Origin of the sequence: Kribbella sp. NPDC005582 (genome assembly GCF_040605415.1) — a bacterium.
GTDB lineage: Bacteria > Actinomycetota > Actinomycetes > Propionibacteriales > Kribbellaceae > Kribbella.
Map to the genome: position 1 here is coordinate 597,409 of NZ_JBEXCU010000004.1, position 24,671 is coordinate 622,079.

A 24,671-nucleotide genomic window follows, 5' to 3' on the forward strand; every position below is an offset into this window, starting at 1 on the left:
TCAACTCCCCTTCCCTGCTGTCGTTGTGGGCTTCAGTTGAGTTCGTGGCGGGCGGGCCGGCGGACCGGTCACCACTCCCACAGTGTCGATCCGGGTCGGATCGACGTACGGCTTGATCGTTGCGGTCGTTCCGAGGCCGCCCGCCGTCGCCGACACCGAGGTGACGACGCCGATCGGGACACCAGGCACGTACGGCGCATTGCCGCTCGAACCCCAGGTGACGATCCGGTCCCCCACCCGGGGCTTCGCCTTCAGGTCGACGAGCTTGTAGTCCAGCGTCCCGGCCAGCTCGCCGCGACCGGAGACGAATCCCAGCGCCAGCGTCGAGTTCAACCGTCCACCGACCGTCGAGTTACGGTCGCCGATCAGCAGCACGGTCGCGGTCGACTCGGTGGTTCGCACCACCCGGCCGACCAGACCGCTGCCGTTCACCACGGTCATGTCCGCTCGAACGCCGTCCGCCGTGCCGGCGTCGATCGTGACCGTGTGGTTGAAGCTCTGCAGGCTGCCGATGCCGATCACCCGCGCCGGAGTCATCGTGAACTTCGGCGCCAGCCGGAGCAGGCCGTCCAGCTCGCCGGCCCGGTTGCGTGCGTAGTCGGTGGTGTTCAGCTCTTGGTGGAGCTTGTCGTTCTCCGCTTGGAGTTTTTCGTTCTCTGCCTTCAACCTATCCGTTTCCGCGAAGCGGTCCCGGAGGTTGTCCACAGGCTGCCGGGCCGAGCTCGCGGTCGACTCCAGCGGGCCGAAGACGGCCGCGGCGCCGGACCGCAGCGGCTCCACCGGCGAACCGGCCGAGCGGCGGGCGTCGAGCACGATCAGCGTGAAACAGGCCAGGATGATCAGGACCAGAATCGTCCGGCGGCGCCGGACCTCCCGCGGAACCCCGGCCGACCGGACCAGGCCTCGCGCGGGGGCACCGAGGTCTTTGAGCATGGTCAGCGCCGGTTGTCGGTGACGAGAATCCGGTTCAGCGTCTCGATGTTGTCGACGCACTTGCCGGCCCCGAGGACGACCGCGTCCAGCGGGTTGTCCGCGACATGGATCGGGATCCCGGTCTCGTGCCGGAGCCGCTCGTCCATACCCTTCAGCAGCGCGCCGCCGCCGGTCAGCACGATGCCGCGGTCGACGATGTCACCGGCCAGCTCCGGCGGGGTCTTGTCCAGGGTCGCCTTCACCGCGTCGACGATCGCGGTGATCGGCTCCTCGATCGCCTGCCGGATGTTGGCCGAGGAGACCTTCACCGTGCGCGGCAGCCCGGAGATCATGTCCCGGCCGCGGATCTCGCTGTCCGGCCCGTCGGTGGTCGGGAACGCCGAGCCGATCGTCATCTTGATCTGCTCCGAGGTCGCCTCGCCGAGCAGCAGCGAGTACTCCTTCTTGCAGTAGTTCACGACCGCCTTGTCGATGGCGTCGCCGGCGACCCGGATCGACTGGCTGGTGACGATGCCGCCGAACGAGATCACCGCGACCTCCGTCGTACCGCCGCCGATGTCGACCACCATGTTGCCGGTGGCGTCGCGGACCTCGAGGTTCGAGCCGAGGGCCGCGGCCATCGGCTCCTCGATGATGTAGACCTTCCGGGCGCCGGCCATGTAGCCGGCGTCGCGGACCGCGCGCTGCTCGACCGCGGTGATCCCCGACGGCACGCAGACCACGATCCGCGGCTTGGCGAAGTACCGGCGCCGGTGCACCCGCTGGATGAAGTAGCGCAGCATCTGCTCGGCGGCGTCGAAGTCGGCGATCACGCCGTCCTTGAGCGGCCGGATCGCGGTGATGTTGCCGGGCGTCCGGCCGATCATCTTCTTCGCCTCGTGACCGAACGCGACGGCCTCGCGCGGTTCGTCGGTCCGGGTCGCGACCACGGACGGTTCGTTCAGGACGACGCCACGCCCTCGCACGTAGACGAGGGTGTTGGCCGTTCCGAGGTCGACCGCCATGTCGCGGCCGAGCATGCTGTTCGCCATCTCGGGGGCCCTCCACCTGCTCGGGTCCGGGACTCTCAGGCTAGACGCGGACCCAGCGCCACCCGGGGACCGACACGACCCGTCTGCCCAGCACGCATCGTATCTGTTCCCTCACTCCCCGAGCGCCACCGGGTCGATCCCCGCCACCCGAAGGAATTTCAACGGATAACCCCTGAATGCGCTCCTTCTCCCCTCAAAATATGAACGGAGAAGGGGCAACCTGAACGGATATCCGTTCAAATGTCCGGGGGTGACTACGGGAGGTCGGGGAACCAGATCTTGATCTCGCGCTCGGCGGACTCCGGGGAGTCGGAACCGTGCACCAGGTTCTCGCGGTTGGACAGCGACAGGTCGCCGCGGATCGTGCCCGGGGCGGCCTTGCGGCCGTCGGTCGCGCCGTTCAGCGCGCGGACGACCTCGATCGCCTCGTCGCCCTCGAGCACCAGCGCGACCAGCGGACCGCTGGTGACGAACGCGCGCAGCGGCGGGTAGAAATCGCGCTCGACGTGCTCGGCGTAGTGCTGGTCGGCCGTCTCACCGTCGATCGTGCGGAACTCCATCGCGACGATCGACAGTCCCTTGGCCTCGAACCGGCCGAGGACCTCGCCGACCAGCCCGCGGCGGACCGTGTCGGGCTTCAGCAGGACCAGGGTGCGCTGCGACATCTGTCAACTCTCTCTAGAAGTAGTCGGGGCGGCAGAGCCTACCTGCTGTGCACGCTTGGCCTCCTCGATCCGGCGGCCGAGCACGATCGCCGCCACCCAGAAGGCCGCGAAGGCGATCCCCAGCACGAACATCACCGGTACGACGAAGCCCAGGCCGACGGCGCCGACCTGGACGACAGAGCCGAGGATGTAGCCGGTCCGGTTGCGCAGCAGACCCGCCGACAGGATCGCCAGTACGGCGAGGCCGAGACAGACCGGAAGCGCGACAGCCGGGCGAACGTCCGCGACCGAGATCATCACCGGAGTGACGAGCGCGAGCAGCAACGCCTCGAAGCCGAGAACAATGGATGCGAGTGACCTCATTCGCCGCCGTCCACGGTGAAGCGCTCAGCCTCTTTGGGCTTGCGGACGAGCAAGGTGCGGGCCTCGCCAGCCGTGACGACCGATCCCGTGACCAGGACGCCGCCGGAGCCCATCGCGATCGCGCCCTCCTCGGCGAGCCGGATGGCGTCGTCGATCGCGTCGATCAGGTGCGGACGGACCAGCACCCGCTCCTCGCCGAAGATCTCGGCCGCGAGCTCACCGAGCTCCTCGGCCGGCATCGACCGCTCGAGAAAGCTGTTCCGGGTGCAGATCACGGTCTCCATGATCGGCTCGTACGCCTCGAGCAGGCCGTAGACGTCCTTGTCCTTCATACAACCCAGTACGCCGATCAGCGGCTGGAACGCGAATGCCTCGGAGACCGCCTCGACGGTCGCCTGCGCACCGTGCGGATTGTGCGCCGCGTCGACGATGATCGTCGGGCTGGTCCGGACGACCTCGAGCCGGCCCGGGCTGGACGTTTCGGCGAAGCCGGCCTGAAGGAGCTCGGTGGTGACCCGCCCTTCGGTCTCCTCGGTCGCGCCGAACAGCGTCTCGACGGCCGCGACCGCGGTGGCGGCGTTGTGCGCCTGGTACTCACCGTGCAGCGGCAGGAAGATGTCGTCGTACTCGCCGGCGATGCCCTTCAGCGAGATCAGCTGACCGCCGACCGCGACCGAACGGCTGACCACGCCGAACTCGAGTCCCTCGCGGACGATCGGTGCGCCGACCTGGGCCGCCTTGGCCATCAGTACCTCGAGGACGTCCAGGCTCTGCTGCGACACCACCGCCGTACCGCCGGGTTTGATGATTCCGGACTTGTCCCGCGCGATCGTGACCGGATCCGCGCCGAGGATGTGCGCGTGGTCGACCGCGACCGGCGTGATCACCGAGACGGTCCCGTCGGCGACGTTGGTCGAGTCCCAGGTCCCGCCGAGGCCGACCTCGATGATCGCCACGTCGACCGGGGCGTCGGCGAAGACCGCGAACGCCATCCCGGTGATCGCCTCGAAGAACGACAGCGGGTGCTCCTGCTCGCTGTCGACCACGTCGAGGTACGGCTCTATCTCGGCGTACGTCTCGACGAAGCGCTCCTCGCTGATCGGCTCGCCGTTCAGCGTGATCCGCTCGCGGACCGACTCCAGGTGCGGGCTGGTGAACCGCCCGGTCCGCAGCCCCGCCTCCTGCAGCAGGGAGTCGATCATCCGGGCCGTGGAGGTCTTGCCGTTGGTCCCGGTCAGGTGCACGACCGGGTACGACTTCTGCGGATCGCCGAGCAACTCGACGAGCCGCTGGACCCGGTCCAGCGTGGGGTCGATCTTCTGCTCCGGCCAGCGGGCCTGGAGCCGTGCCGATACCTCGGCGTAGGAGAGGTCGCTCATCAGGCCATCAGTCTAGGTGGGCTGTGGATAACCCGTCGTGAGCACCCCTTGACAACCACTAGGATTGCCGTATGAGCGAAACGTCCCGTGTTCCTGACAAGCCCACCCTCGAAGGCCTCGAGGAGAAGTGGGCTGCGGTATGGAAGGAACAGCAGACCTACGCGTTCGACCGGACGGCCGAGCGCACGGACGTCTACTCCATCGACACGCCCCCGCCGACGGTCTCGGGGTCGCTGCACGTCGGGCACATCTTCAGCTACACCCACACCGACCTGATCGCGCGCTTCCAGCGGATGCGCGGGAAGTCGGTCTTCTACCCGATCGGGTGGGACGACAACGGGCTGCCCACCGAGCGCCGGGTCCAGAACTACTACGGCGTCAAGTGCGACCCGTCGCTGCCGTACGACCCGGACTTCACGCCGCCGGAGAAGCCGGACCCGAAGAAGCAGATCCCGATCTCGCGGCAGAACTTCGTCGACCTGTGCGGCGAGCTCACGCACATCGACGAGCAGGCGTTCGAGGCGATGTGGCGTCAGGTCGGACTGAGCGTCGACTGGAACCACCTCTACACGACGATCTCCGAGGACTCCCGGCGGACGTCTCAGCGCGCGTTCCTGCGCAACTTCGCCCGCGGCGAGGCCTACCTCTCCGAGGCGCCGACGCTCTGGGACGTCACCTTCCAGACCGCGGTCGCGCAGGCCGAGCTTGAGGCGCGCGACTACCCCGGCGCCTACCACCGCGTCGCGTTCCACGGCGCTGACGGACCGGTCTACATCGAGACCACGCGGCCCGAGCTGATCCCGGCCTGTGTCGCGCTGATCGCGCACCCGGACGACGAGCGCTACAAGGCGTTGTTCGGCACCACGGTCAAGAGCCCGCTGTTCGGGGTCGAGGTCCCGGTCCTGGCGCACGAGGCCGCCGAGATGGACAAGGGCGCCGGCATCGCGATGTGCTGCACCTTCGGCGACCTGACCGACGTCACCTGGTGGCGCGAGCTGCAGCTGCCGGTCCGCACGGTCATCGGCCGCGACGGCCGGATCCTGCGGGACACGCCGCCTTGGCTCGAGGGCTCGGAGCTGTACGCCGAGTTGGCCGGCAAGACGACGTTCTCCGCGCGCGAACTGATCGTCGGCAAGCTGCGCGAGAGCGGCGACCTGGACGGGGAGCCGACGCCGACGCAGCGCAAGGCGAACTTCTTCGAGAAGGGCGACAAGCCGCTCGAGATCGTCTCCACCCGGCAGTGGTACATCACCAACGGCGGCCGCAGCGCCGACCTGAAGGCCGAGTTCCTCGAGCGCGGCGAAGAGCTGGCCTGGGTCCCCGAGCACATGAAGCACCGCTACCTGAACTGGGTCGACGGGCTGAACGGTGACTGGCTGATCTCCCGCCAGCGCTTCTTCGGCGTCCCGTTCCCGGTCTGGTACCCGATCGACGCCGACGGCGAGCCGGACTACGACCACCCGCTGATGCCGGAAGAGTCCGAGCTGCCGATCGACCCGACCTCGCAGGCCCCGCGCGGGTACGACGAGTCCCAGCGCGGCAAGCCGGGCGGCTTCGAGGCCGACCCCGACGTGATGGACACCTGGGCGACCTCGTCGCTCACCCCGCACATCGCGTGTGGCTGGGAGCGTGACGACGACCTGTTCCGGCGGACCTTCCCGATGGACCTCAACACGCACGCGCACGAGATCATCCGCACCTGGCTGTTCTCCCGCGTCGTCCGGTCGGTCTTCGAGAACGGCACGCTGCCGTGGGCGCGCTCGATGATCTCGGGCTTCGTCGTCGACCCGGACCGCAAGAAGATGTCGAAGTCCAAGGGCAACGCGGTCGTCCCGTCGGAGATCCTGCAGAAGTTCGGCTCCGACGCGGTTCGCTGGCGGGCCGCGATGGCCCGGCCGGGGATGGACTCGCCGTTCGACGAGTCGCAGATGAAGGTCGGTCGGCGGCTCGCGATCAAGGTTCTGAACGCGTCGAAGTTCGTCCTGTCGTTCGGTGCGACCACGGCCGACACCGCCGCGGTCACCGAGCCGGTCGACCTGGCGATGCTGCAGCGGCTGCGCACGGTCGTCACGGATGCGACGGCCGCCTTCGAGCGGTACGACTACACCGGTGCGCTCGAGGTCTCGGAGCGGTTCTTCTGGACGTTCTGCGACGACTACGTCGAGCTCGTCAAGGAGCGCGCGTACGGCGGTCAGGGCGATGCTCCCGCGGCCTCGGCCAAGGCTGCGCTGGCGGTCGCGCTGTCGGTTCAGTTGCGGCTGCTCGCGCCGTACCTGCCGTTTGCGACTGAAGAGGTCTGGTCGTGGTGGCAGGAAGGCTCGATCCACAAGGCTGCCTGGCCGACGCCGGAGGCTGACCTTGCGGTCGCTCCGCAGGAGGCCGAGGTCCTGGATGCGGTCGCCGAGGTCCTCGCCGGGATTCGTGGTGCGAAGTCCGAGGCGCAGGTCTCGATGAAGACCGAGGTCAGCAAGGTCGAGGTCAGCGGCCCGTCCGCCCGCCTCGCTCTCGCCGAGCGCGCCGAGCCGGACCTGCGCGCCGCCGGCCGCATCACCGGCGAGATCGTCTGGAACGCCGAGGAGACCGACACGGTCAGCGTCGTCGCCACCCTCTGACGAGTTCGTCGCTGGTGCCCGCCGTCCCGCCCGGGGAGGCGGGCACTACGCGTTTGAATCGAACGACTACGCTGCGGAACCAGGTTGCCCGATGTGCGACCATCGGCCTCGACCCATGTCAGCACCAAGGAGCTTCGCATGAGCAACCCCACCACCCCCGGCGATTCCACACCCCAGGAGTCCCCGGAGTCCGGTGCGCCCAAGCCTGCTCCCGATGCGGCAGCTGCTGTGGAGAAGAAGCCCGCAGCGAGCGAGTCGGCTGCTGCTGAGAAGGCGGAGGCGACGGAGAAGCCGACGACTGCGGGCGATGCGGACAAGTCGGCCAAGGCGGAAGGGGCAGCTGCGCCAGAGAAGCCGGCTGCTGCGAGCAAGACGGCCGACAGCGGGAAGCGGGCCGCTGCAGGCGAGGCGGCTGATGCTGCGAAGCCGCCTGCTGCGGGCAAAGCGGCTGATGCTGCGAAGCCGGCCGCTGCGGGTAAGACGGCTGATGGTGCGAAGCCGGCCGGTGCAGATGGAGCGGCTGCGGCAGCTGGTGCGACTAGTACGGCGGACGCGGCGGGCGGCGTACCTGGGGCCTCGAAGGCGGAGGCTGCGACTGCTGCCGACAAGCCAGCTGACGCGGCGGGCGGCGTACCGGGGGCTTCGGGTGGGGACTCGAAGGATGCTGAGAAGAAGGTTGGGTTTTGGCGGCGGGGGCCGTTTGTGACGGTGGCGGGAGCCGTCGTGGTGCTGCTGGTGCTCGCGGTGCTGGGGTATGTGTGGGGATTGGGACCGTTGAACCGGCTGAACACAGCGCGCGGGATCACGCCGCCGGCGAAGTTGGCCGGTTTGGATCGGGTGACGGATGCGGACATCCGCAATCAACTGCAGCTGGATCAGACGCGGCAGGCGTTGAGCCGGATCAACAACGGCAAGCAGGCGACGGTCGAGGCGTACGGGAACCTGGACGGCGATCGGCTGTTCGTGGTGATCGCGTTGCGCGGCAAGGTGGATATCGCCAAGACCGTGGCGGACTCGGGCGCTTCGCCGGACAAGGTGAAGAAGATCGGGCAGGCGACCTGCGTGGAGACGACCGGCAACCTGCCGACGCAGTGCTACCGCGGTTCCAACACGCTCACCGTCATCGCGCAGTCCGCCAACGAAGGCATCACCGTCGACCAGGTCGCACCGGTCGCCGTCGAAGCTTTCCACGCCATGAAGTGAGTCAGGCGAGCAGCCCGGCTATCGCGGTCATCAGCGGGATCGAGATGAGCGTGCTGAGCAGTACCGCACTGCGGGCAAGGGTGCGGGACGTTCGGTAGTGCACGGCGTACACGTAGACGTTCTGAGCAGTTGGCAGCGCGGCTAGCAGGGTCGGCGCGAGCAACGCCGGGCCGTGGAGGTCGAGGACCCAGCGCGCCACGGCGTAGGCGAGCAGGGGTTGGGCGACAGTCTTCAGCACAACGGCTAGTACGACGTCGCGCTGCAACGTGATCGAGTCCTTCGCACCCGCGCTCAGACTGAGGCCGTACGCAATCAACGCCACCGGTACAGCGGCCGCTGCCAGCAGGTCGATCGGACGCATCACCACAGTCGGCAGTGGCACGTCGAACGCCGCCGCGACCAACCCGAGCAGTGACGCAACGGTCAGCGGATTCCGCAGCGGCCGCGTCAGCAGCGTGCGCAGCTGAACCCGCCGCCCGCTCCCCTGCCGATCACCGTCCAGAATCGCGAACGCCACCGGCGCAAACACCAGCAGCTGAAACAGCACGATCGGCGCGACCAACGCACCATTGCCCAGCACGTACGCCGCGATCGGTACGCCGAGATTCCCCGCATTCACGTACGACGACGCGAGTACGCCGACCGTCGCCTCGGACCGCGATCGCCGCCACAGCAGCACCGCGACCAGCAGGAAGATCGCCTGTACGACGGCCAGACTGGCCAGGTTCGTCACCAGCACGACGGAGAAGATCGAGTGCAGGTCAGCCCGCGCGACCGTGGTGAACAGCAGCGCCGGCGTTGCGACGAAGAACGCCAGCCGCGACAGGACGAGCTCGTCCTCGGGCCGCAGGACGCCGAGCAGGCCGACGACGTACCCGAGCAGTGCGACCGCCACCAGCGCGACGAACGCACCCACGACGGCGGACACCCGCGCTCAACTCCTCAACCGGCTCGGCAACCCCCGGATCGTATCCGGAAGCGACGCTCCGCCATCCTCAGGCCGCCACCCCGTGGACGCCTGCACCGTGCGTGCTCGCCCACTTACTCTGGTAATCGCTGACATCGCAGCACGCAATACGGAAAGTTTCCGCCCAGGGGGAAGGTACCGCCCATGCCTGCTCAACTCCTGCGAGGTCTTGTCGTCACGACCCTCCTCGCCGTCACCGTCGTACCGGCCGCCGCCGCGCCGGGCGACGACCCGGGATCGTCGGGATTCCGCTCCGACCCCGCCTCGCCGGGCTACCGGAACTCACCCGCCAAGGCAGGTGTCCCGAAGCCGTCCGCACCGAGAGCCGACGGCAGCCTGCCGATCGGCGACGCGGACCTCACGGAGAAGCGCACCAACAGCGCGCTCGCGCCCGGCGTGACGCTGACCAGGATCGTTCGTGGTACCACGCCCGCCGACCCCGACGAGATCGAGACGACGACCCGCGGTCCCTGGGTGGTCAACGTGGTGACGATCGATCAGGCACTCGCGCAGGGTCGCGTGCAGTCGACGTACGGGCCTGACCTGGCGCGAACCGAGAAGGTGTCCGCACTGGTCAAGAGCGCCGGCGCGGTCGTCGGGACGAACGGGTCGTTCTTCACCTTCACCTCGAACCCGGACTACCCGGGTGATCCGGTCGGGCTCGCCATCTCCGACGGGCAGTTGATCAGCGAACCGACCACCAGCTCGAGCGAGATGAGTTTGCTGATCGATGCCCGCAGCAACCAACTGAGCGTTCAGAAGGTGAGCTGGACCGGCCGGATCACGAACCGCGACACCGCGGCCACGCTTCCGCTCGAGTTCGTCAACCACCCCGCGGTGATCCCGGCCGCCTGCGCCAACATCGTCGACCAGACCACCTGCACCGCGACCGGCGACGTCGTACTGTTCACGCCGCACTTCGCTGCCACGACTCCGTCGGGACACGGTGTCGAGGTCGTCTTCGACCGGCTCGGATGCGTGGTGCGGACGTTGACCACGCGCGGCAGCACGCTCACGGTCAGCCAATTCGCACTGCAGGCAACCGGCAAGGAGTCCAAGGCGCTGCTCGCCCTGACCGCCAACGGCGGCTGCGTCGATCGCAGTCACGTGCTCACCAACGACCAGGGCACCCCGGTCGCCTTGCATACCGGCCTGTACGGCGTGGTCGGGCGCTACCGCCTGACGCAGGGTGGCGCGATCGTCGTACCGCCTGGTGGTGGCTCGTTCTTCGCCCGCAACCCGCGGACCATCGCCGGCACCACGTCCGACGGAAAGGTCGTACTGGCCACCATCGACGGCCGGCAGACCACCAGCGTCGGAACCACGATGGACGAAACCGCCGCGGTCGCGGACGCCCTAGGCCTGACTGAGTCGGTCAACCTCGACGGCGGCGGCTCGACCGCGATGGCGCGCGGCGACGGCACGCTGATCAACCGGCCAAGCGGCACGAACGGAGCCGAACGCTACGTCGGCGACGCGGTCGTCTACTACCCCACCCGCTAGTAGGCCGAGGACTCGCTGACGAAAGTCGGCGAGTCCTCGGTGCGCGTCAGGAGCCGGCGAGGGCCTTGAGGCGGCGGAGGGTCTCTTCGGCGCCCAGGGCCTGCGTGGTGGCGTGCAGGTCGGGGCTCTTGGTGGCGCCGGTGATGGCCACGCGGACCAGCTGGGAGGCCTCGCGGATGGAGCCGGGGTAGGCGTCCGGGTCCTTCTTGTACTCCTTGGCGTTGGCGGCGAAGCCGTGCTTGGCGGCCAGGTCGCGGATCTGGTTGAACCACTCGGAGGCGTCGTCGCGGTGCTCGTAGGTGGCGACCAGGTCCTGGGCGAATGCCGTCACGACCTCCGCGGCGACACCGAGGGCGGCGATGCGCTCGTCAGTGGGGCCGGCGACCGGCTCGAAAAGCTCCGGGAAGAAGAACGCGTAGGCGGCGCGGAAGTCGGACCACTTGCGGAGGTCCTTGCGCGGGTTCTCGACGCCGTCACGCTCGACAGCGAGGGCACGCAGGGCGAGCTCGGGCTCCGCGTCCAGCACCGGGACGAGCTCGGCGTCGTACTGCGTGGCCCAGACGCGGACCGCGTCGAGGATCTGCTGGCCGCTGAGCGTGGCGATGTGGTCGGCGCTGATGTCCTCGAGCTTGACGAGGTCGACGAGCGGACCCGCGACACCGCACTGGTCGAGCTGGATCGGCGCGGCCAGCGCCTCGGCGAGCGGGAGCTCGGCCAGCCGGCCGTTGGCCAGGCCGCGCAGGTAGTACAGCACCGCGTCGGCCGGGAAGCCCGCGCCGATGTAGAAATCGACGCCCGCCTCAGGGTCCTTGCGCTTGGAGAGCTTCCGCTTGCCGCCGGGGATCTGCTTCATCAGCGGCGCGATGTGCGCGTACTGGATCGGCTCGAACTCCAGTGCGGCGAACAGCTGCTGGTGCAGCGGCACCGACGAGATCCACTCGTCGCCGCGGATCACCAGGTTCACCCGCATCAGGTGGTCGTCGACAGCGTGCGCGAAGTGGTACGTCGGGAGCCGCGGCGACTGGTCGGACGCCTTCAGGATCACTGCGTCGTTCCGGTTCGCCTCGTGCTCGAGCTCACCGCGGATCGCGTCGGTGAACCGGGCTCGCTGACCGTCCGCGTCGTCCGGCGCCCGGAAGCGCACGACGTACGGCGTGCCCTCGGCGAGCTTGGCGGCGACGTCGGAGGCGTCGGCGTCACGCCAGATCGCCCACTTGCCGTAGTACCCGGTCGGGACCTTGTTGGCCTGCTGGCGACCAGTAATGTCGGCCAGCTCCTCCTTGGTGGCGAAGCACAGGTACGCCTTGCCCTGCCGGAGCAGGTGCCGCACGTAAGTGAGGTAGATCTGCTCACGCTGCGACTGCATGTAGGGGCCATAGGCACCCTTGGTGACGTCCTCGTCGGAGGAGATGCCGAAGTAGTCGAAGCCACGCGCGAACTGCGCCAGCGCGCCCTCGACCTCACGCGACTGGTCGGTGTCCTCGATCCGCACCAGGTAGACACCGCCGGTGTTGGTCGAGATGTCCCGGTCGATCATCCCGGCGTAGATCCCGCCGATGTGGATGAACCCGGTCGGCGACGGCCCGAGCCGCGTCACCTTCGCACCGTCGGCCAGCTCACGCTGCGGATACTTCTCCTCCCAGAACTCCGGCTCGGGGAGATCGGCAGGGAACAGGCCATCGATGACCGCGCGGTCGAGCATTTTTCGGTACGTCTCACTTCCGGGGTTCAGCAGAAGGGTGCCAACCGGTCGAGCCTAGCAACTCCGGCCGACGGAACCGACCTCAGAGCGCTGCGACGTCCGCCCAGGCGATCCGCAGACAGACCGGGCTCCCGTTGAGCCGCGCCGGATCACCACCAGGCGGCGGCACCGGCGCACTCCCCGCCACCGCACCGCCGTTCGCACGGTAGAAGCCCTGCGCCGCCGTGTTCTGCTCGAGCACCCACAGATACATGGCGTTGGTCGCAGCCTGCCGCTCGACGGCCCGAGCCGCCTGCTGCAACAAGCGACCACCGATCCCCGACCCTCGCCGTGCAGTGCGCACATGCAGGTTGTCCACCAGGCTCCCCCACTGCGGATCCGCATCGAACCTCACATGCACGAACCCGATCAGCTCGCCCGACTCCATCGCGACGACCGTCTCGGTGTGCGCCGGTACGGCGAGCCGTTCCGTCCAGACCGCACGCCGGTCCGACTCCACATCGCCGTCCAGGAACGCATCGGCGTACGCACCTCGGTAGTGCCGTCGCCAGCTGTCCGCATGCAGTAGCCCTATCTGCTCGGCGTCGTCCGCAGTTGCCACTCGAAACTCCACCTGGCCAAACCTAATCCGCAGGCAAGTCGGCGAGACCACCGCTCCCGGTGTGAGCCCAGTGGTCTAGCCGACCGGATTTACTCCGCTCCGTCCCGACCAGACGATGGGTTCGCCGCCCCGGACAAAGGACACGTATGCGACTTCTCAAGCTCGGCACGGTTCTTGCTCTGCTGGCCAGCGGTCTCGTCGCTCTCGGCGCGACCCCGGCCATCGCCCGCATCACCAATCTCTGGACCGAATCGGCCTATACCAGTGTGTTCCGCGACAGCGGCCCGTCCGCCGATTCCGGACGCACGGTCGCGCTCGACCTGGCCCGGAACGAGTACGAGAGCGGGCAGATCGTGCTCCGCCGCGACGAGGCGTTCACGATCGACGCCGTCCGGCCGTCCGCGCTTACCGGTCCCGGCGGAACCATCGCCGCCGGGAACGTCACCGTCAACTTCGTCGACTACCAGTACCTCGAGCGGAACACCCACGACGGCATCACCAAGAAGATGGACATCTACCCCGGTGTCCGAGTGGGCGCCGGGCTCTACCCGGATCGGCTGACCAACGAGACCAGCAAGGCCGTCGAGGCCGGCTCGACACAGTCGATCTGGATCCGGGTGTACGCGCCGGCGAGCACGGCCGGCGGTGTCTACCGCGGCACCGTCGACGTCGTGACCAGCAAGGGCACCGAGACGGTTCCGATCCAGGCAGATGTCCGGGACGTCACGCTACCGACGGCGGACCGGGGCCAGTTCACGACGAGCCTGTGGCACCTGTTCTTCGGTGACATCAACTGGGAGCTGCATCCGGTCGACACGGTCGAGTCACCGACGGTCGGCTACGGCTATCCGAGGTACAGCCCGCAGTGGTGGGAGCTGCTCCGCAACGTCGCCACGATGTTCAAGCAGTACCGGACCAACAACCTCGAGCTGCCGGTGATCAAGCTACTGGCAGACGCCGGATCGGCGCCGGACGGCCGCGGCGGGTACACCTTCGACTGGTCGAGGTTCGACCAGATCGTCCAGCTCTTCATCGACGCGGGTGCGGTGAAGCGGCTCGAGGGCTTTCCCGAGCCGGCCTTCGCGAACGGGGTGATGGACGGCGTCCGCGACATCGAGGTGCTCCGCAACGGCAGCCGGATCTGGGTGGACTGGACGTCGGCGGAGGGTCAGAACTGGCTCAACCACTACCTTCCCGCGCTCCGCGACCATCTGGCCGCCAAGGGCTGGAAGGACATTTTCTGGATGCACGCCGGCGACGAACCGCAGCACGGCAACGAGGGCGACTACCTCCGGCTGGCCCAGCGGATGCACGAGATCTGGCCGGAGATCAAACTCGGCGACGCCGTCGACGTCACCGGCATGCAGTCGAAGATCATCGGCGTCAACCACCAGGCGGTCGCCCAGGAGTTCGTGTACGACGCCGAGAAGCCGCTGTTCCAGCAGATCGCGGCGAGCGGCAAGGAGGTCTGGCTCTACAACTCCACCGCGCCCCGCGGCAACTTCCTGAACAGGTTCATCGACCAGCCGGAGTGGTACCAGCGGATGACGATCTGGTACGCCTACGGCCAGGGTCTGCACGGCTATCTGCACTGGGCGATGAACTCCTGGAAGGTGCCGACCGAGACGACGGACGCCAAGGGCGACTACTTCATCGTGCGACCCGACAAGGAACGCAACACCGTCGAGGTGACGCCGCGGTACGAGTCGCTCCGCGACGGTATCGAGGACTTCGAGCTGCTGACCCTGCTGGGCAAGCAGGATCCGGGGCTGGCCCGCGGTCTCGCGAACGGCCTCGTTCAGCGGGCCGACAAGTTCACGCCGGACACGGCGTACATGCAGCGGATCCGGGTGCGGGCGCTCGACGCCGCCGCGGGTCGCACCCAAACCGACCCGGCCCGCGCCGCGGCGACCACCGCTTCGGCCGGCGACGGTGCACTCGCCGTCGACGGCGACCGGGGTACCAGCTGGCGACCCGGCGCCGGCAACCACTGGCTGCGCGTCGACCTCGGCCGGCAGACCCAGCTCGACGGCATCAACCTACGCTGGAACTCCGCGGGCGCCGGCTACACGCTCCAGACGTCGTACGACGGGACCGGATGGACCGAGGTACTTGCCGAAGGCAACAGTGACGGCGGGAGCGACTTCGCCGGTCTGAACGCGAAGGCCCGGTACCTGCGCCTGCAGGTCACCTCGGGAACGCCGGATCTGGCCAGTCTCGAGGTCACCGGCGCCGCACTGCCGAAGGCGAATCTGGCCGGCGGCCGGACCTACCGCCGGACGCCCGAGCCGAACGACAAGCCGGACGCGGGGATCGAATCGACCGACGGAGTCCTCGCCGACGCCTGGGACGACCAGCGCAGCTACGGCTACTCCGGGACCGGGAGCGTCGACATCGATCTCGATCTCGGGTCGGTGCAGACCGTGGGCAGTGCCGCGATCCACGCCTACGAGGAGTTCCCGAAGTACCGGCCGGACAGTGTGCGGATCTCGACGAGCACGGACGGAACGACGTACACGCAACGCGGTCTGCAGTTCGCGCCGCGCGGACCGTCCGGGGTCTGGTACAGCTTCCAGTTCGCGCCGGCGACGGCCCGGCACATCCGCATCACCTTCACCAAGACGTACGACGCCGAGGCCTCCTCACTGCTGATCGACGAGATCGAGGTGTACGCCGCCGATCGGCAGAACCTGGCCTCCGGACGGCCGTATCTCAAGACCGAGCCGGCTGTCACCCATCCCGGCTACCCGGACACTGACGGCACCGAGTCGACCGACGGCGTCGCTACCCCCGGATTCGGCGTCGGCCATGGCTACGAACTCGCCACCTCGGGCGAGACCCGGACGGTGGACATCACCGTGGATCTCGGTGCCGCCAAGTCCATCAGCAAGATCCGCACCAGCAAGTACGACGACGGTGTGCACGACTACGCGCCATCCGTCGTGCGCGCCTTCACCGGCGACGACATCGTCACGATGACCGCTCGCGGCCAGACCAGCACCGCCAACGGCCGCTGGTACGAACTACCGACCGCGGCGACTGCCCGGTACGTCAAGCTGCGCTTCGAGAAGACTCGCACCAGTAACTTCGCAGACTTCCTCTTCCTGGACGAGCTCGAAGTCCTCGACAGCGCGGGTGCCAACCTCGCCCTGAATCGGCCCTACCGAACAACCTTCCCCGCGACGCCCGACGCCGCCTACCCCGACACGAACGGCACCGAGTCCACCGACTCGGTGATCGCGGGCCGCTTCGACGACGGTCACGGCTATGGCTACCGCCTGACCGACGCCGGCGCGACCCGCACCGTTGACCTCACTGTCGATCTGGGCAGCGTCCAGACCGTCTCGAGCGTCCGTCTTAGGGCGTTCGACGATGCCATCCACGCCTACTCGCCGGACGTCGTCTCGGTCAGCGCCGACACTGCGCTGGCCGAGACGACATCACCGCGGGACCAATGGTTCGAGCTGACCTTCGTCCCGACCACCACCCGCTATCTCACCGTCCACGTCACCAAGACCCGGACCCACAACTTCGCCGACTACCTGTTCCTCGACGAAGTTGTGGTGTCCTGAACTACCAACTGTTGTTGGAGATCGAGGTGCCCAGGTAGACCTGGTCGTAGGTGTTGCCGTCGTTGTCGTCGGTGTAGGCGACGGCCACTTCGGCGTACGGCGAAACTCCGACGGCCATCTGCTCCTGCCGACCGGCCGGGACCGAGCTGAGCTGCTGGGCGGAGAGTCGGCCGGTGTCGGTGCCGGCCGGGGTGAAGCCGCGGACCCAAACGTCCGAGTCGGTGGCCTGGGCGGTCCAGCCGACCACGGTCTGCTCGACGTCGTCGATGCCGACCGAGGGCGCCTTACCACCCGCTGCGACCTGTACTTCGACGAAGCGGGCGGTGCCGTTCGCGTCGAACGTGCGGGTCCACGCGCCCGCCGTACCGGTGTGGTCGGACTCCCACGCGACTGCGAAGTCACCGTTGAAGTTCGCCGCTACGGAGGCGTGGATCTGCTGACCGTCGCCGAGTGAGTTCGCCGTACGGCGGGAGAGGTTCACTGCGCCGTTGGCCTTGGCGAGGCGAACCAGTCCGACGTTGTACGCCGCATTGGCGTCGCCGTCCTCGTCCCAGACCACCACCGCGTCACCGGACGCTGAGACCGCCACGTCCGGGTTGTGGTGCTGGCCAGTGGTCTGTGAGGCGGTGACTTCCCAGGCCCGAGTCGTCGGGCCGGTGTACCCGGCTGCCTTCACGGTGGCCGGCGTACCGGTCTGGATGTCTTCCCACACAGCAGTGAAGGCGACAGCGCCACCCGAGGGCGCGCCGTCCGGGTCCACAGAGACACGCGGGTTGATCTGCTGACCGGTAGCGCTGCTGTTCGCGTTGCCGGACGCAGTGACAGTGCCAGCGGTGTTCACGACCCGGTAGGGAATGTTGTAGTAACCGTTGCCGTCCGGGTCGTCCTGCCAGACCACTACGGCGTTGCCCTTGTCGTCCAGGCCGACGTCCGGGTGCAGGTGCCGCCAGTTCGTGACACCGGAGTCGCCACCGGCAGACAGCTTCTTCTCGTAGACAGCGGTCCCGTTGCGGAACAGCCGCAGCCAGATGTCGCTGTGTACGTTGTCGGTCGCGTTATCGGTGTCGCGGTCGTCCTCCCAGACCACAGCGACGTACCCGGTCCGGTTGATCGCAATGGCCGGCGCATCTTGATCGCCGGTGGACGTGCTGTTGGCCGCGGTCCAGACAGGTGCGGCGATGTGGGCGGACGCCGTCGGCGCCATCAGCCCCAGAGCAGTGACTGCAACACCAGTGATGGCCAGGGTTCGCTTCAGCATCGTCACACCGCCTGCAATCCGGGCTGACCATCTTGGATGACGAACGACTTCACCGTGGTCGCCGGGAGACCGTGCTCCGACACCTTGGCGATCGCGCGGAAGTCGGCGCGCATCTCGGTCGGGTTGATCGTCGTCCGGACGTAGCCGCGCCTGTTGTTGAAGAACTTCAGCCACGGGTTCGTCCCGACGTCAGGAATCGTCGTGGCGCCGTCCCCGTCACCACTCGACGAGACCGACGTACAGACAAGCTCGCTGCCGATGGTGGCCGAGTTCGCGTTGTTGTAGTCCGCCTTGAGGTCGCTGGCCCAAGCGCGGTGCACGTCACCGGTGAGTACGACGGGATTGCGCACACTGCGGTCGACCCAGCCCTGCTGGATCCGGGCCCGCGATGCGCGGTAGCCGTCCCAGGAGTCCATGCTCGCGCCGGAAGCGTTGAACCGGCGCGCGAAGAACACCTGCTGCCCGATGATGTCCCACGTGCCGGTGTGCTGGTTCAGGCTGTTCAGCAGCCACGTCTCCTGGGCGTTGCCCGGCAGGCTGCGCGACGCGAGGTCAGCGTCCGAGCAGTCCTTCCAGCCATCCCCACAGGCCTGGTCGTTGCGGTACTGCCGCGTGTCGAGCATGTGGAACGTCGCCAGACTCCCCCACTGCAGGCGACGGTAGAGCGGAATGCTGGCGCCACTGGGCGTCTGCGCCGGCCGCAGCGGCATGTTCTCGTAGTACGCCTGGTACGCGGCGGCCTGTCGAGCGGTCCACTGCGCAGCCGTCAGTGCGGGGACGTTGTTCTGCCGGATGGTGCCCGCTCGGTTGTTCTCGACCTCATGGTCGTCCGGTACGACGATCCACGGCGCCACCGCATGAGCTGCCTGCAGGTCAAGGTCGCTCTTGTACTGCGCATACCGCCGCCGGTAGTCCGCCAGCGACACGATCTCCGCGGCACCGGCATGCTCACGCGGCCGATCGGGCTCTGCGCCGTACTCGTAGATGTAGTCGCCCAGATGCAGGATCACACCAGGGTTGTCCTCGGCCATTCGGCGGTACGCGGTGAAGTAGCCCTCCTCGTAGTGAGCACACGAGGCGAACGACATGACGAGCTCCCGGCCGTTGGTACCGGCTGCCGGAGCGGTCCGCGTGCGGCCGACCGGTGAGAGGTGGCCCTGCGCACGGAAGCGGTAGTAGTAGTCGAAGTCCGGGTTGAGTCCACCGGCGATGACGTGGACCGAGTGCGCCGACGCGGACGTCGCAGTGACCGTGCCGGACGCGACCAGCGTGCTGAAGGTGTCGGTGGTGGACACCTGCCAGTCCACCGGTACGTCGGCGGTCCCCATCCCGCCGAGGCCGTCGGCATTCAATGGTGAGGGCGCCAGGCGAGTCCAGAGCACCACACTGGTCGAATCCGGATCGCCGGAGGCGATGCCGAGCTGGAACGGGTACGGGACTGCTGCGGTCGCGGCGATCACGGCGGAGCGGACCGGGAGCGCGCTGACGCCGGCCGCGGCGAGTCCGCCGAGGACAAGGGATCTGCGACTGATTGGGCTCATGAGGCCTCACCTTCACGGGTACTCAGGGCGGGGGTCTCCCGGACGGATGAAGCGGACGGTCACATCCGGAAAACCTTGAGTGTTCGTGGTGCGGTGGCCATCTTTGCGCAATCTCCGTAACTTTCCTACCGTTTGGTCTACTTCTGCTTACGCGGTGGCCAAAATGAGCAGCACCAGCGCCGGAATGCCCTCCATCAGGGTGTTCAGCCACAGCTTCCGTTCAACCACCAGCAACACGATGGACAGGAAGGTGTGCTGGGCCGCGGTGAACACGACGAGCGCCTGCCCGGCCTCGACGTGGCCGTTCCGGGCCAGGATCACGCCCGCCACCAAGGCGATCGCGGTCGTCAGGTTGTAGAAGCCGAGATTGACCGTCCACAACCGGACCGCGTCGAAGTCGGCCGGCTTGGTCAGGAACAGCGGGTACAGCCGCGGATGCCGGTACAGGAACGACTCCATCACCCAGACCATCGCCAGCAGTACCGCGATGACGACGGCCAGCACCTGCGCCGCCGTACTCATGGCTGAACCAATGCGACGCCGTGCCGCCCTGCGATCGCGCCGATCGCCGCATAGTCGGTCTGGTCGGCAGTGGTGACCTCGGCGAAGAACGCGCCCATCCCGGCGGTCCGGCTGAAGGTGAGGAACTTCGCGGCCGGGGTCAGCACTGAGAAGGTGTTGACCGTGCCGGCCGGGATGCTGATCGAAGCGCCCGGGCCGAGGTCGTAGCCCTCGTCGCCGGCCTGGACCAGGATCCGGCCCTGCAGCACGTAATAGGCCTTGCTCCACGGTTCGATGTGCGGCGGCCCGCTGGGGCCTCGGGGCGCGTCGATCTCGAACAACTCGTACTCGGCCGCCGTGTGCTCGGCTCCGATCTTCACGGTCACGGTCGCGTCCGGCGCGACGTACTCCTGCCCGGTTCCTGCTGAACTCAGATGAATGGTCATACCGGCGACGGTAGGAAGGGAGAGCGCCTACAACCATCCCGTCCGCCAAGGCTTCCGGCAGCGGCGAGAGTCCCCACATTTCGGGGATAGGCGGCGCCTGGCCCGCGGCGCATACTGAGCGCATGTGGGAGGGTCGGGCGCGGACCGCGCGCCGGGACATCGCGGCGCTGGCGACATCCGGTCTGGGTGTCGAGGCACTGCACGCCGCCGCGATCGACGTGGTCGGCGCGGTGGTGGCCAACGACTTCGTCTGCTGGGGCAGCCTCGACCCGGCGACCCTCGTGATGAGCTCGATGACCAGCGGCCGCAACCGGATCGCCCCGGACTACGAGCCGCTGCTGGCCGAGACCGAGTACGCCGGCGACGTCCCGAACTCGTTCGCCGAACTGGCGCGGCGTGGCCAGCCGGTCGCCCGGCTGTCCGATCTGCCGCATCGCGAGGTGGTCCGGCACCGCCGCCTGAACGACGTCTGGCGACCGCTCGGCCTCGAGCACGAAGTCCGTACGACGTTCGCCGTCGACGGGGACTGCTGGGGCGCGGGCGGGTTCGTGCGGACCGGCTCCGACTTCACCGATCGCGAACTGGAGTTCCTGGCCGCGGTCGCGCCGGCGATCGCCGCGGCCACCCGGGTCGCCGTACGGACCGATGCCCACGGCTATCGCGGCGAGACCGGACCGTCGATCGTCGTCACCGGACCGACCGGCGAGCCACGCGCCGTCACCGCGGCCGCTCGAAGCTGGCAGGACGAACTCGACCAGATCGCGCCCGGACGGTTCGGCGTACTGCTGCAAGCTGTCGTGACTGGCACGCGCGCCGCGACCAGCGGCACCTTCCAGGCACGCGTCCAGACCACCTCGGGCGGCTGGGTGATGTTGCAGGGCAGCCGATTGATCAGTGACGACGACCAGTCCGAGGTCGTCGTCACCATCGAGCCCGCCTCCGGCCAGCATCTGGTCGGCATGCTGCTGGCCGCCTACGGGCTGACCACGCGGGAACGCGAGATCTGCCTCGAGGTGATCTCCGGCTACACCACCGCCGAGATCGCCGGTCGGTTGTCGATCTCGCCGCACACCGTTCAGGACCACCTCAAGGCAGCGTTCGCCAAGGTCGGCGTCCGCAGCCGTGGCGAACTCGTCGCCACGCTGCGGCCCGACGACCTGACGATCAGCTAGTGATCAACATCATTGCCAGCTTCGGATCGAACGTTCCGGCGGGCTCGGCCGAGGCGTTGCAGACGCCGTCGGAGTCGCCGGGAACCTTGACCCAGAGCAGCATCTCCGCGCCGCCGCCCTGCTGCGCGACCGAGCCGAGCTTGCGTCCGCGCGGGTTGCACCAAGGGTCGACCGGCTCGGCGCCCGGCCCGTTGCCGTTGCGACTGGTGTCGACGATGAACGGCTTCGGCGTGGTCAGATAGGTGTTCAGGTCGTTGCCGAAGGCAATCGAGTCGCTGCTGAAGTAGTAGTTCGACACGTTGATCGCGAGCCCGTGCGCGTTCGCCACCCCGGCGAGCTTCAGCCGGTTCGCCAGCTCGGGGAGCTTGATGTCGTAGCCCCAGCCCTTGTTGGTCGCATCGGCGTACGTCCAGGTGTTCGGGGCGAACTCCTTGAAGGTCTGCAGCGCGAAGGTGAGCATCTCGTATCGCAGGGTGCGTTCCGTATCGTCCTTGATGCACCCGATGTCGCCGATCGAGTCGGGCTCCACCACGACCAGCGCGGGCCGGGTGCCGATCGCGGCGGCGAAGGTCTGGATCCACTCCTTGTACGCCGCCACGCTCGCCGCACCGCCGCTGGAGTGGCCGCCACAGGCGTCGCGCCCGGGCAGGTTGTACGCCACCAGCACCGGCAACTTGCCGGCCGCGGTCGCCGGAGCGACGTACAGGTTGATGGCGTCGGCGAGATTGGTGTTCCAGCCGCCGAACCAGCGGGCCATCGGCTTGCTGGCAAGTGCGTTCTCGATCGTCGTCTTCCGGTCGTCGTTCGGATTCAGGCGAATCCACTCTTTGGGATTGGAGTGCGGGTCGACGTAGAAGCCATTGGTCAGCGAGACCGGGTTGCCGGCGGGCGTGCCGTACAGGTCGATCAGCGACACGTTGTCCAGCCAGAAGGTGTAGCCGCCACCCGCCAGGCCGCCGAGCTGGAAGGTGAGCTCGGCCTGGGCGGTCTCGAAGGCGCCGGTGAAGCCGAAGGCGAAGCGCTGCGTCTTCGTGCCGACCGCGAAGGGCTTGTTGAGGGTGCCAGTGAACGGCTCAGCGTTGAGCTGCACCGTGGTCTGTACCGTCCGGGCGGCTGAGGCGCGTGCGTCGAAGGCCAGGATGTACTTGTGGCCCTGGTGGATCGGGAACGCGGGCACCTTCTGGCCGACCAACGCGTCCCACGGATTCGCCGTACCGCCGGGGACGGCGGCCTTGAGTTGGCCGGCGTCCAGGCTGATCGGGACGTTGTTGCCCCACCAACCCGTCGTACCGGTGGTGAAGGCGCCGTTCGTGATCAGCTCGGTAGCCGCAAGCGCCGTGGCAGCGCTGCCGGGAACGATCACGCCGAGCGCGAGGGCGGCCGTCACCAGGCCACGGGGGATCCAACGCATGTACTGCTCCTTGGGGCGAAGGGGCGAGCTCAAAAAGAACCGGAAGCGCTCCCAGTTTGCCTGGTCACGCTTCCGGTTGTCACTAGTTTCCGATCATCGAATCAAATTGGTCACCGATTTACTCGCCACCTCGGCGGTCGGCAGCGGGTCGAACGGCTTGCGATCCTGCTGGCAGGTGGTGCCGTCGGCCGGAGCCTTCAGCTCGGTCAGGTACTTCGTCAGCAACTGGTCGGCGCACTTGCTGCCGCCGAGGCTGGTGGAGTGCCCCCAACCCTCGATGGTGACCATCCGCGCGTCCGGCCACAGGTTCGCGAACGGACGCGTCGCCTGGTACGGCGTGGCCGGATCGTGCCGTGTGCCGAACACGAGCACCGGCTGCTTCACCTTGTTCTCCCAGGGTCCGAGCAACGCGTCGCTGTCCTTCAGCCCGAAGAACTCGCACTGGATACCCACCCAGGAACGGAACCGGCCGAAGTGCGGAGCGCGCTGGTCGGCAGCATCGGCGTACGCCGGGTAGGACAGCGGACGTCCGGTCTGCTTGGCCTCGACGCACGGCTGCATGCTGCTGCCGGCCGACTCGTAGTCCTCCTTGCGCCGGTTCCACTCGACGAGCGCCTGGGGTGCCTTGGCACTGCTCTTCGCCTTGGCAGCGGCGGGGTTGGTCAGGTTCGCCAGCATCGCGATCGTGTCGGCCAGCTCCGGATAGGAGTACGAGGAGTAGAAGTGCTGGAACATGAACATGACCGCTTGCGCGTAGTCGACGGTGAACTTCGAACCGTCCGGCAGGGTCAGCTCGACCGGCTGCGTCTTCAGCCGCGCCAACGTGTTCTCGGACACGGTCCTCGGATCGCCGAGGGCGTTCAGCGCACAGGCCGGGCCGGCCTTCTTGCACTCGGCAAGGAACTGCTGGTAGCTGTCGGAAGCGCCCTCACCCTGGCGGATGCGGACTCCGACCGGCTGCCGCTCGCCGTTCGAGCCCGAGTACCACTCCGGCAACAGCGTGCCGTCCAGCGCGAGCGCACGGACGTTGTTCGGGAACAGCTTCGCGTAGGTGGCGCCGAGATAGGTGCCGTACGAGTAGCCGACGTACGAGAGCTTCTGATCGCCGACGGCCTGCCGGAGCAGATCCATGTCGCGAGCAACGTTCGCCGTCGAGTAGTGCGTGAAGCGATCGGGTGACGTGGTCTGGCACTTCACGGCGAACTTCGCGGCGGCGGCGATGTACTGGCGCTCCTCCTTGGCGGTCACCGGGAACGAGCTGATCGCTCCGATCGCGGCCTGCTCCTCAGCGGCGGTCGGGTAACAAGTCGCCGGGTCCGACGCACCGACACCGCGCGGATCGAAGCCGATGATGTCGAACCGCGCCCGCAACTCGGGCGAGTAGAGGACCTGCGCGATCTGCTGGATGAACGGTACGCCGGGGCCGCCCGGGCCACCGGGGTTCGTGAACAGGCTGCCGATCTTCCTGGCCGGGTCGCTGGCGGGCAACCGGGTCAGCGCGATCGTCGTGGTCGGGCCGTGCGGGCGGTCGTAGTCGGTCGGGACCTCGACCGACGCGCACTGGAACGGCTTCAGCTCCGGCGCCGGCCCACACGTTCCCCAGGTGAGCTTCGGTACGACGGACTTCGGCGTACCGGCGGCGGACGCGGTCACCGGGACGACCAGAGCGAACGCGGTGGCGGCGATGGTCAATCTGCGAACGATTCTTCGTTGCCTCATGTCACCGACCGTAGGCAACGCCGGCCTCGGTCGGCGTCCACCACGAGAAGGAGGCCGGGCACCCGCCGTACGGCGGACCCGGCCTCCCTCTG

Annotated in this window: 19 protein-coding genes; 5 read left to right on the forward strand and 14 right to left on the reverse strand. The window is 68.0% G+C overall.

Features of this window, described 5'->3' with window-relative positions; genetic code table 11:
- The 5 genes from mreC to ABZS29_RS26040 form a co-directional block, all read right to left on the reverse strand.
- Positions 1 to 933 (reverse strand): rod shape-determining protein MreC, encoded by a 933-nt coding sequence (mreC, locus tag ABZS29_RS26020; RefSeq protein WP_355465424.1) that lies wholly within the window; start codon positions 931 to 933, stop codon positions 1 to 3.
- Between the two features lie 2 nt (positions 934 to 935).
- The gene (locus tag ABZS29_RS26025; protein ID WP_132413477.1) at positions 936 to 1,964 is read right to left on the reverse strand and encodes a rod shape-determining protein; all 1,029 of its coding nucleotides are present in this window, start codon (positions 1,962 to 1,964) and stop codon (positions 936 to 938) included.
- Positions 1,965 to 2,218: 254 nt separating this feature from the next.
- On the reverse strand, positions 2,219 to 2,629 hold the full coding sequence (gene ndk, locus ABZS29_RS26030) for a nucleoside-diphosphate kinase (protein ID WP_355465425.1): 411 nt from the start codon (positions 2,627 to 2,629) through the stop codon (positions 2,219 to 2,221).
- A 3-nt stretch (positions 2,630 to 2,632) separates the two neighbouring features.
- The gene (locus ABZS29_RS26035) at positions 2,633 to 2,992 is read right to left on the reverse strand and encodes a DUF4233 domain-containing protein (protein ID WP_355465426.1); all 360 of its coding nucleotides are present in this window, start codon (positions 2,990 to 2,992) and stop codon (positions 2,633 to 2,635) included.
- Complete coding sequence (locus ABZS29_RS26040) at positions 2,989 to 4,371, reverse strand: folylpolyglutamate synthase/dihydrofolate synthase family protein (protein WP_355465427.1); 1,383 nt, start codon at positions 4,369 to 4,371, stop codon at positions 2,989 to 2,991. Before ABZS29_RS26040 ends, ABZS29_RS26035 begins: the two co-directional genes overlap by 4 nt.
- A gap of 71 nt (positions 4,372 to 4,442) precedes the next feature.
- Between ABZS29_RS26040 and valS the strand changes: the two genes are divergently transcribed.
- Together valS and ABZS29_RS26050 are read left to right on the forward strand one after the other, a co-directional pair.
- Positions 4,443 to 6,983, forward strand: a complete 2,541-nt coding sequence (gene valS, locus ABZS29_RS26045) for a valine--tRNA ligase (protein ID WP_355465428.1) — start codon at positions 4,443 to 4,445, stop codon at positions 6,981 to 6,983.
- A gap of 138 nt (positions 6,984 to 7,121) precedes the next feature.
- Entirely contained in the window at positions 7,122 to 8,186 is a 1,065-nt protein-coding gene (locus ABZS29_RS26050; RefSeq protein WP_355465429.1) for a hypothetical protein, read from the forward strand.
- Position 8,187: 1 nt separating this feature from the next.
- Here ABZS29_RS26050 and ABZS29_RS26055 read toward each other — a convergent pair whose 3' ends face one another.
- Positions 8,188 to 9,114, reverse strand: coding sequence for an AEC family transporter (locus ABZS29_RS26055; RefSeq protein WP_355465430.1), 927 nt, complete (start codon positions 9,112 to 9,114; stop codon positions 8,188 to 8,190).
- 183 nt (positions 9,115 to 9,297) lie between these two features.
- Here ABZS29_RS26055 and ABZS29_RS26060 point away from each other — a divergent pair, with 183 nt between their 5' ends.
- A complete protein-coding gene (locus tag ABZS29_RS26060; RefSeq protein WP_355465431.1) occupies positions 9,298 to 10,656 on the forward strand; it encodes a phosphodiester glycosidase family protein in 1,359 nt (452 codons plus the stop codon).
- 46 nt (positions 10,657 to 10,702) lie between these two features.
- Here the strand turns inward: ABZS29_RS26060 and ABZS29_RS26065 are convergent, their stop codons facing one another.
- Both ABZS29_RS26065 and ABZS29_RS26070 read right to left on the reverse strand, forming a co-directional pair.
- Positions 10,703 to 12,358 (reverse strand): glutamate--tRNA ligase family protein, encoded by a 1,656-nt coding sequence (locus ABZS29_RS26065; protein ID WP_355465433.1) that lies wholly within the window; start codon positions 12,356 to 12,358, stop codon positions 10,703 to 10,705.
- Positions 12,359 to 12,440: 82 nt separating this feature from the next.
- On the reverse strand, positions 12,441 to 12,971 hold the full coding sequence (locus ABZS29_RS26070) for an N-acetyltransferase (protein WP_355465435.1): 531 nt from the start codon (positions 12,969 to 12,971) through the stop codon (positions 12,441 to 12,443).
- A gap of 134 nt (positions 12,972 to 13,105) precedes the next feature.
- Here ABZS29_RS26070 and ABZS29_RS26075 point away from each other — a divergent pair, with 134 nt between their 5' ends.
- Positions 13,106 to 16,531 carry a discoidin domain-containing protein gene (locus ABZS29_RS26075; RefSeq protein ID WP_355465437.1) on the forward strand — a complete coding sequence of 1,142 codons (3,426 nt, stop codon included), beginning with the start codon at positions 13,106 to 13,108 and terminating at the stop codon, positions 16,529 to 16,531.
- 1 nt (position 16,532) lies between these two features.
- On the opposite strand, the gene ABZS29_RS26080 is transcribed toward ABZS29_RS26075, so the two are convergent.
- The 4 genes from ABZS29_RS26080 to ABZS29_RS26095 form a co-directional block, all read right to left on the reverse strand.
- Entirely contained in the window at positions 16,533 to 17,789 is a 1,257-nt protein-coding gene (locus ABZS29_RS26080) for a hypothetical protein (RefSeq protein ID WP_355465439.1), read from the reverse strand.
- A 2-nt stretch (positions 17,790 to 17,791) separates the two neighbouring features.
- Entirely contained in the window at positions 17,792 to 19,330 is a 1,539-nt protein-coding gene (locus ABZS29_RS26085; protein ID WP_355465441.1) for an alkaline phosphatase D family protein, read from the reverse strand.
- 147 nt (positions 19,331 to 19,477) lie between these two features.
- Positions 19,478 to 19,852: a DUF1304 family protein gene (locus tag ABZS29_RS26090; protein ID WP_355465443.1), complete on the reverse strand. Its 375-nt coding sequence runs from the start codon at positions 19,850 to 19,852 to the stop codon at positions 19,478 to 19,480.
- Positions 19,849 to 20,277 carry a cupin domain-containing protein gene (locus ABZS29_RS26095; RefSeq protein WP_355465444.1) on the reverse strand — a complete coding sequence of 143 codons (429 nt, stop codon included), beginning with the start codon at positions 20,275 to 20,277 and terminating at the stop codon, positions 19,849 to 19,851. Before ABZS29_RS26095 ends, ABZS29_RS26090 begins: the two co-directional genes overlap by 4 nt.
- 122 nt (positions 20,278 to 20,399) lie before the next feature.
- On the opposite strand from ABZS29_RS26095, the gene ABZS29_RS26100 reads away from it, so the two are divergent.
- Complete coding sequence (locus tag ABZS29_RS26100; RefSeq protein WP_355465446.1) at positions 20,400 to 21,449, forward strand: helix-turn-helix transcriptional regulator; 1,050 nt, start codon at positions 20,400 to 20,402, stop codon at positions 21,447 to 21,449.
- Here ABZS29_RS26100 and ABZS29_RS26105 read toward each other — a convergent pair.
- Positions 21,442 to 22,860 carry a glycoside hydrolase family 6 protein gene (locus tag ABZS29_RS26105; RefSeq protein WP_355465448.1) on the reverse strand — a complete coding sequence of 473 codons (1,419 nt, stop codon included), beginning with the start codon at positions 22,858 to 22,860 and terminating at the stop codon, positions 21,442 to 21,444. The two genes, ABZS29_RS26100 and ABZS29_RS26105, sit on opposite strands and share 8 nt — an antisense overlap.
- 93 nt (positions 22,861 to 22,953) lie before the next feature.
- The gene (locus ABZS29_RS26110) at positions 22,954 to 24,579 is read right to left on the reverse strand and encodes an alpha/beta hydrolase (protein WP_355465449.1); all 1,626 of its coding nucleotides are present in this window, start codon (positions 24,577 to 24,579) and stop codon (positions 22,954 to 22,956) included.
- Positions 24,580 to 24,671: the final 92 nt, after the last annotated feature.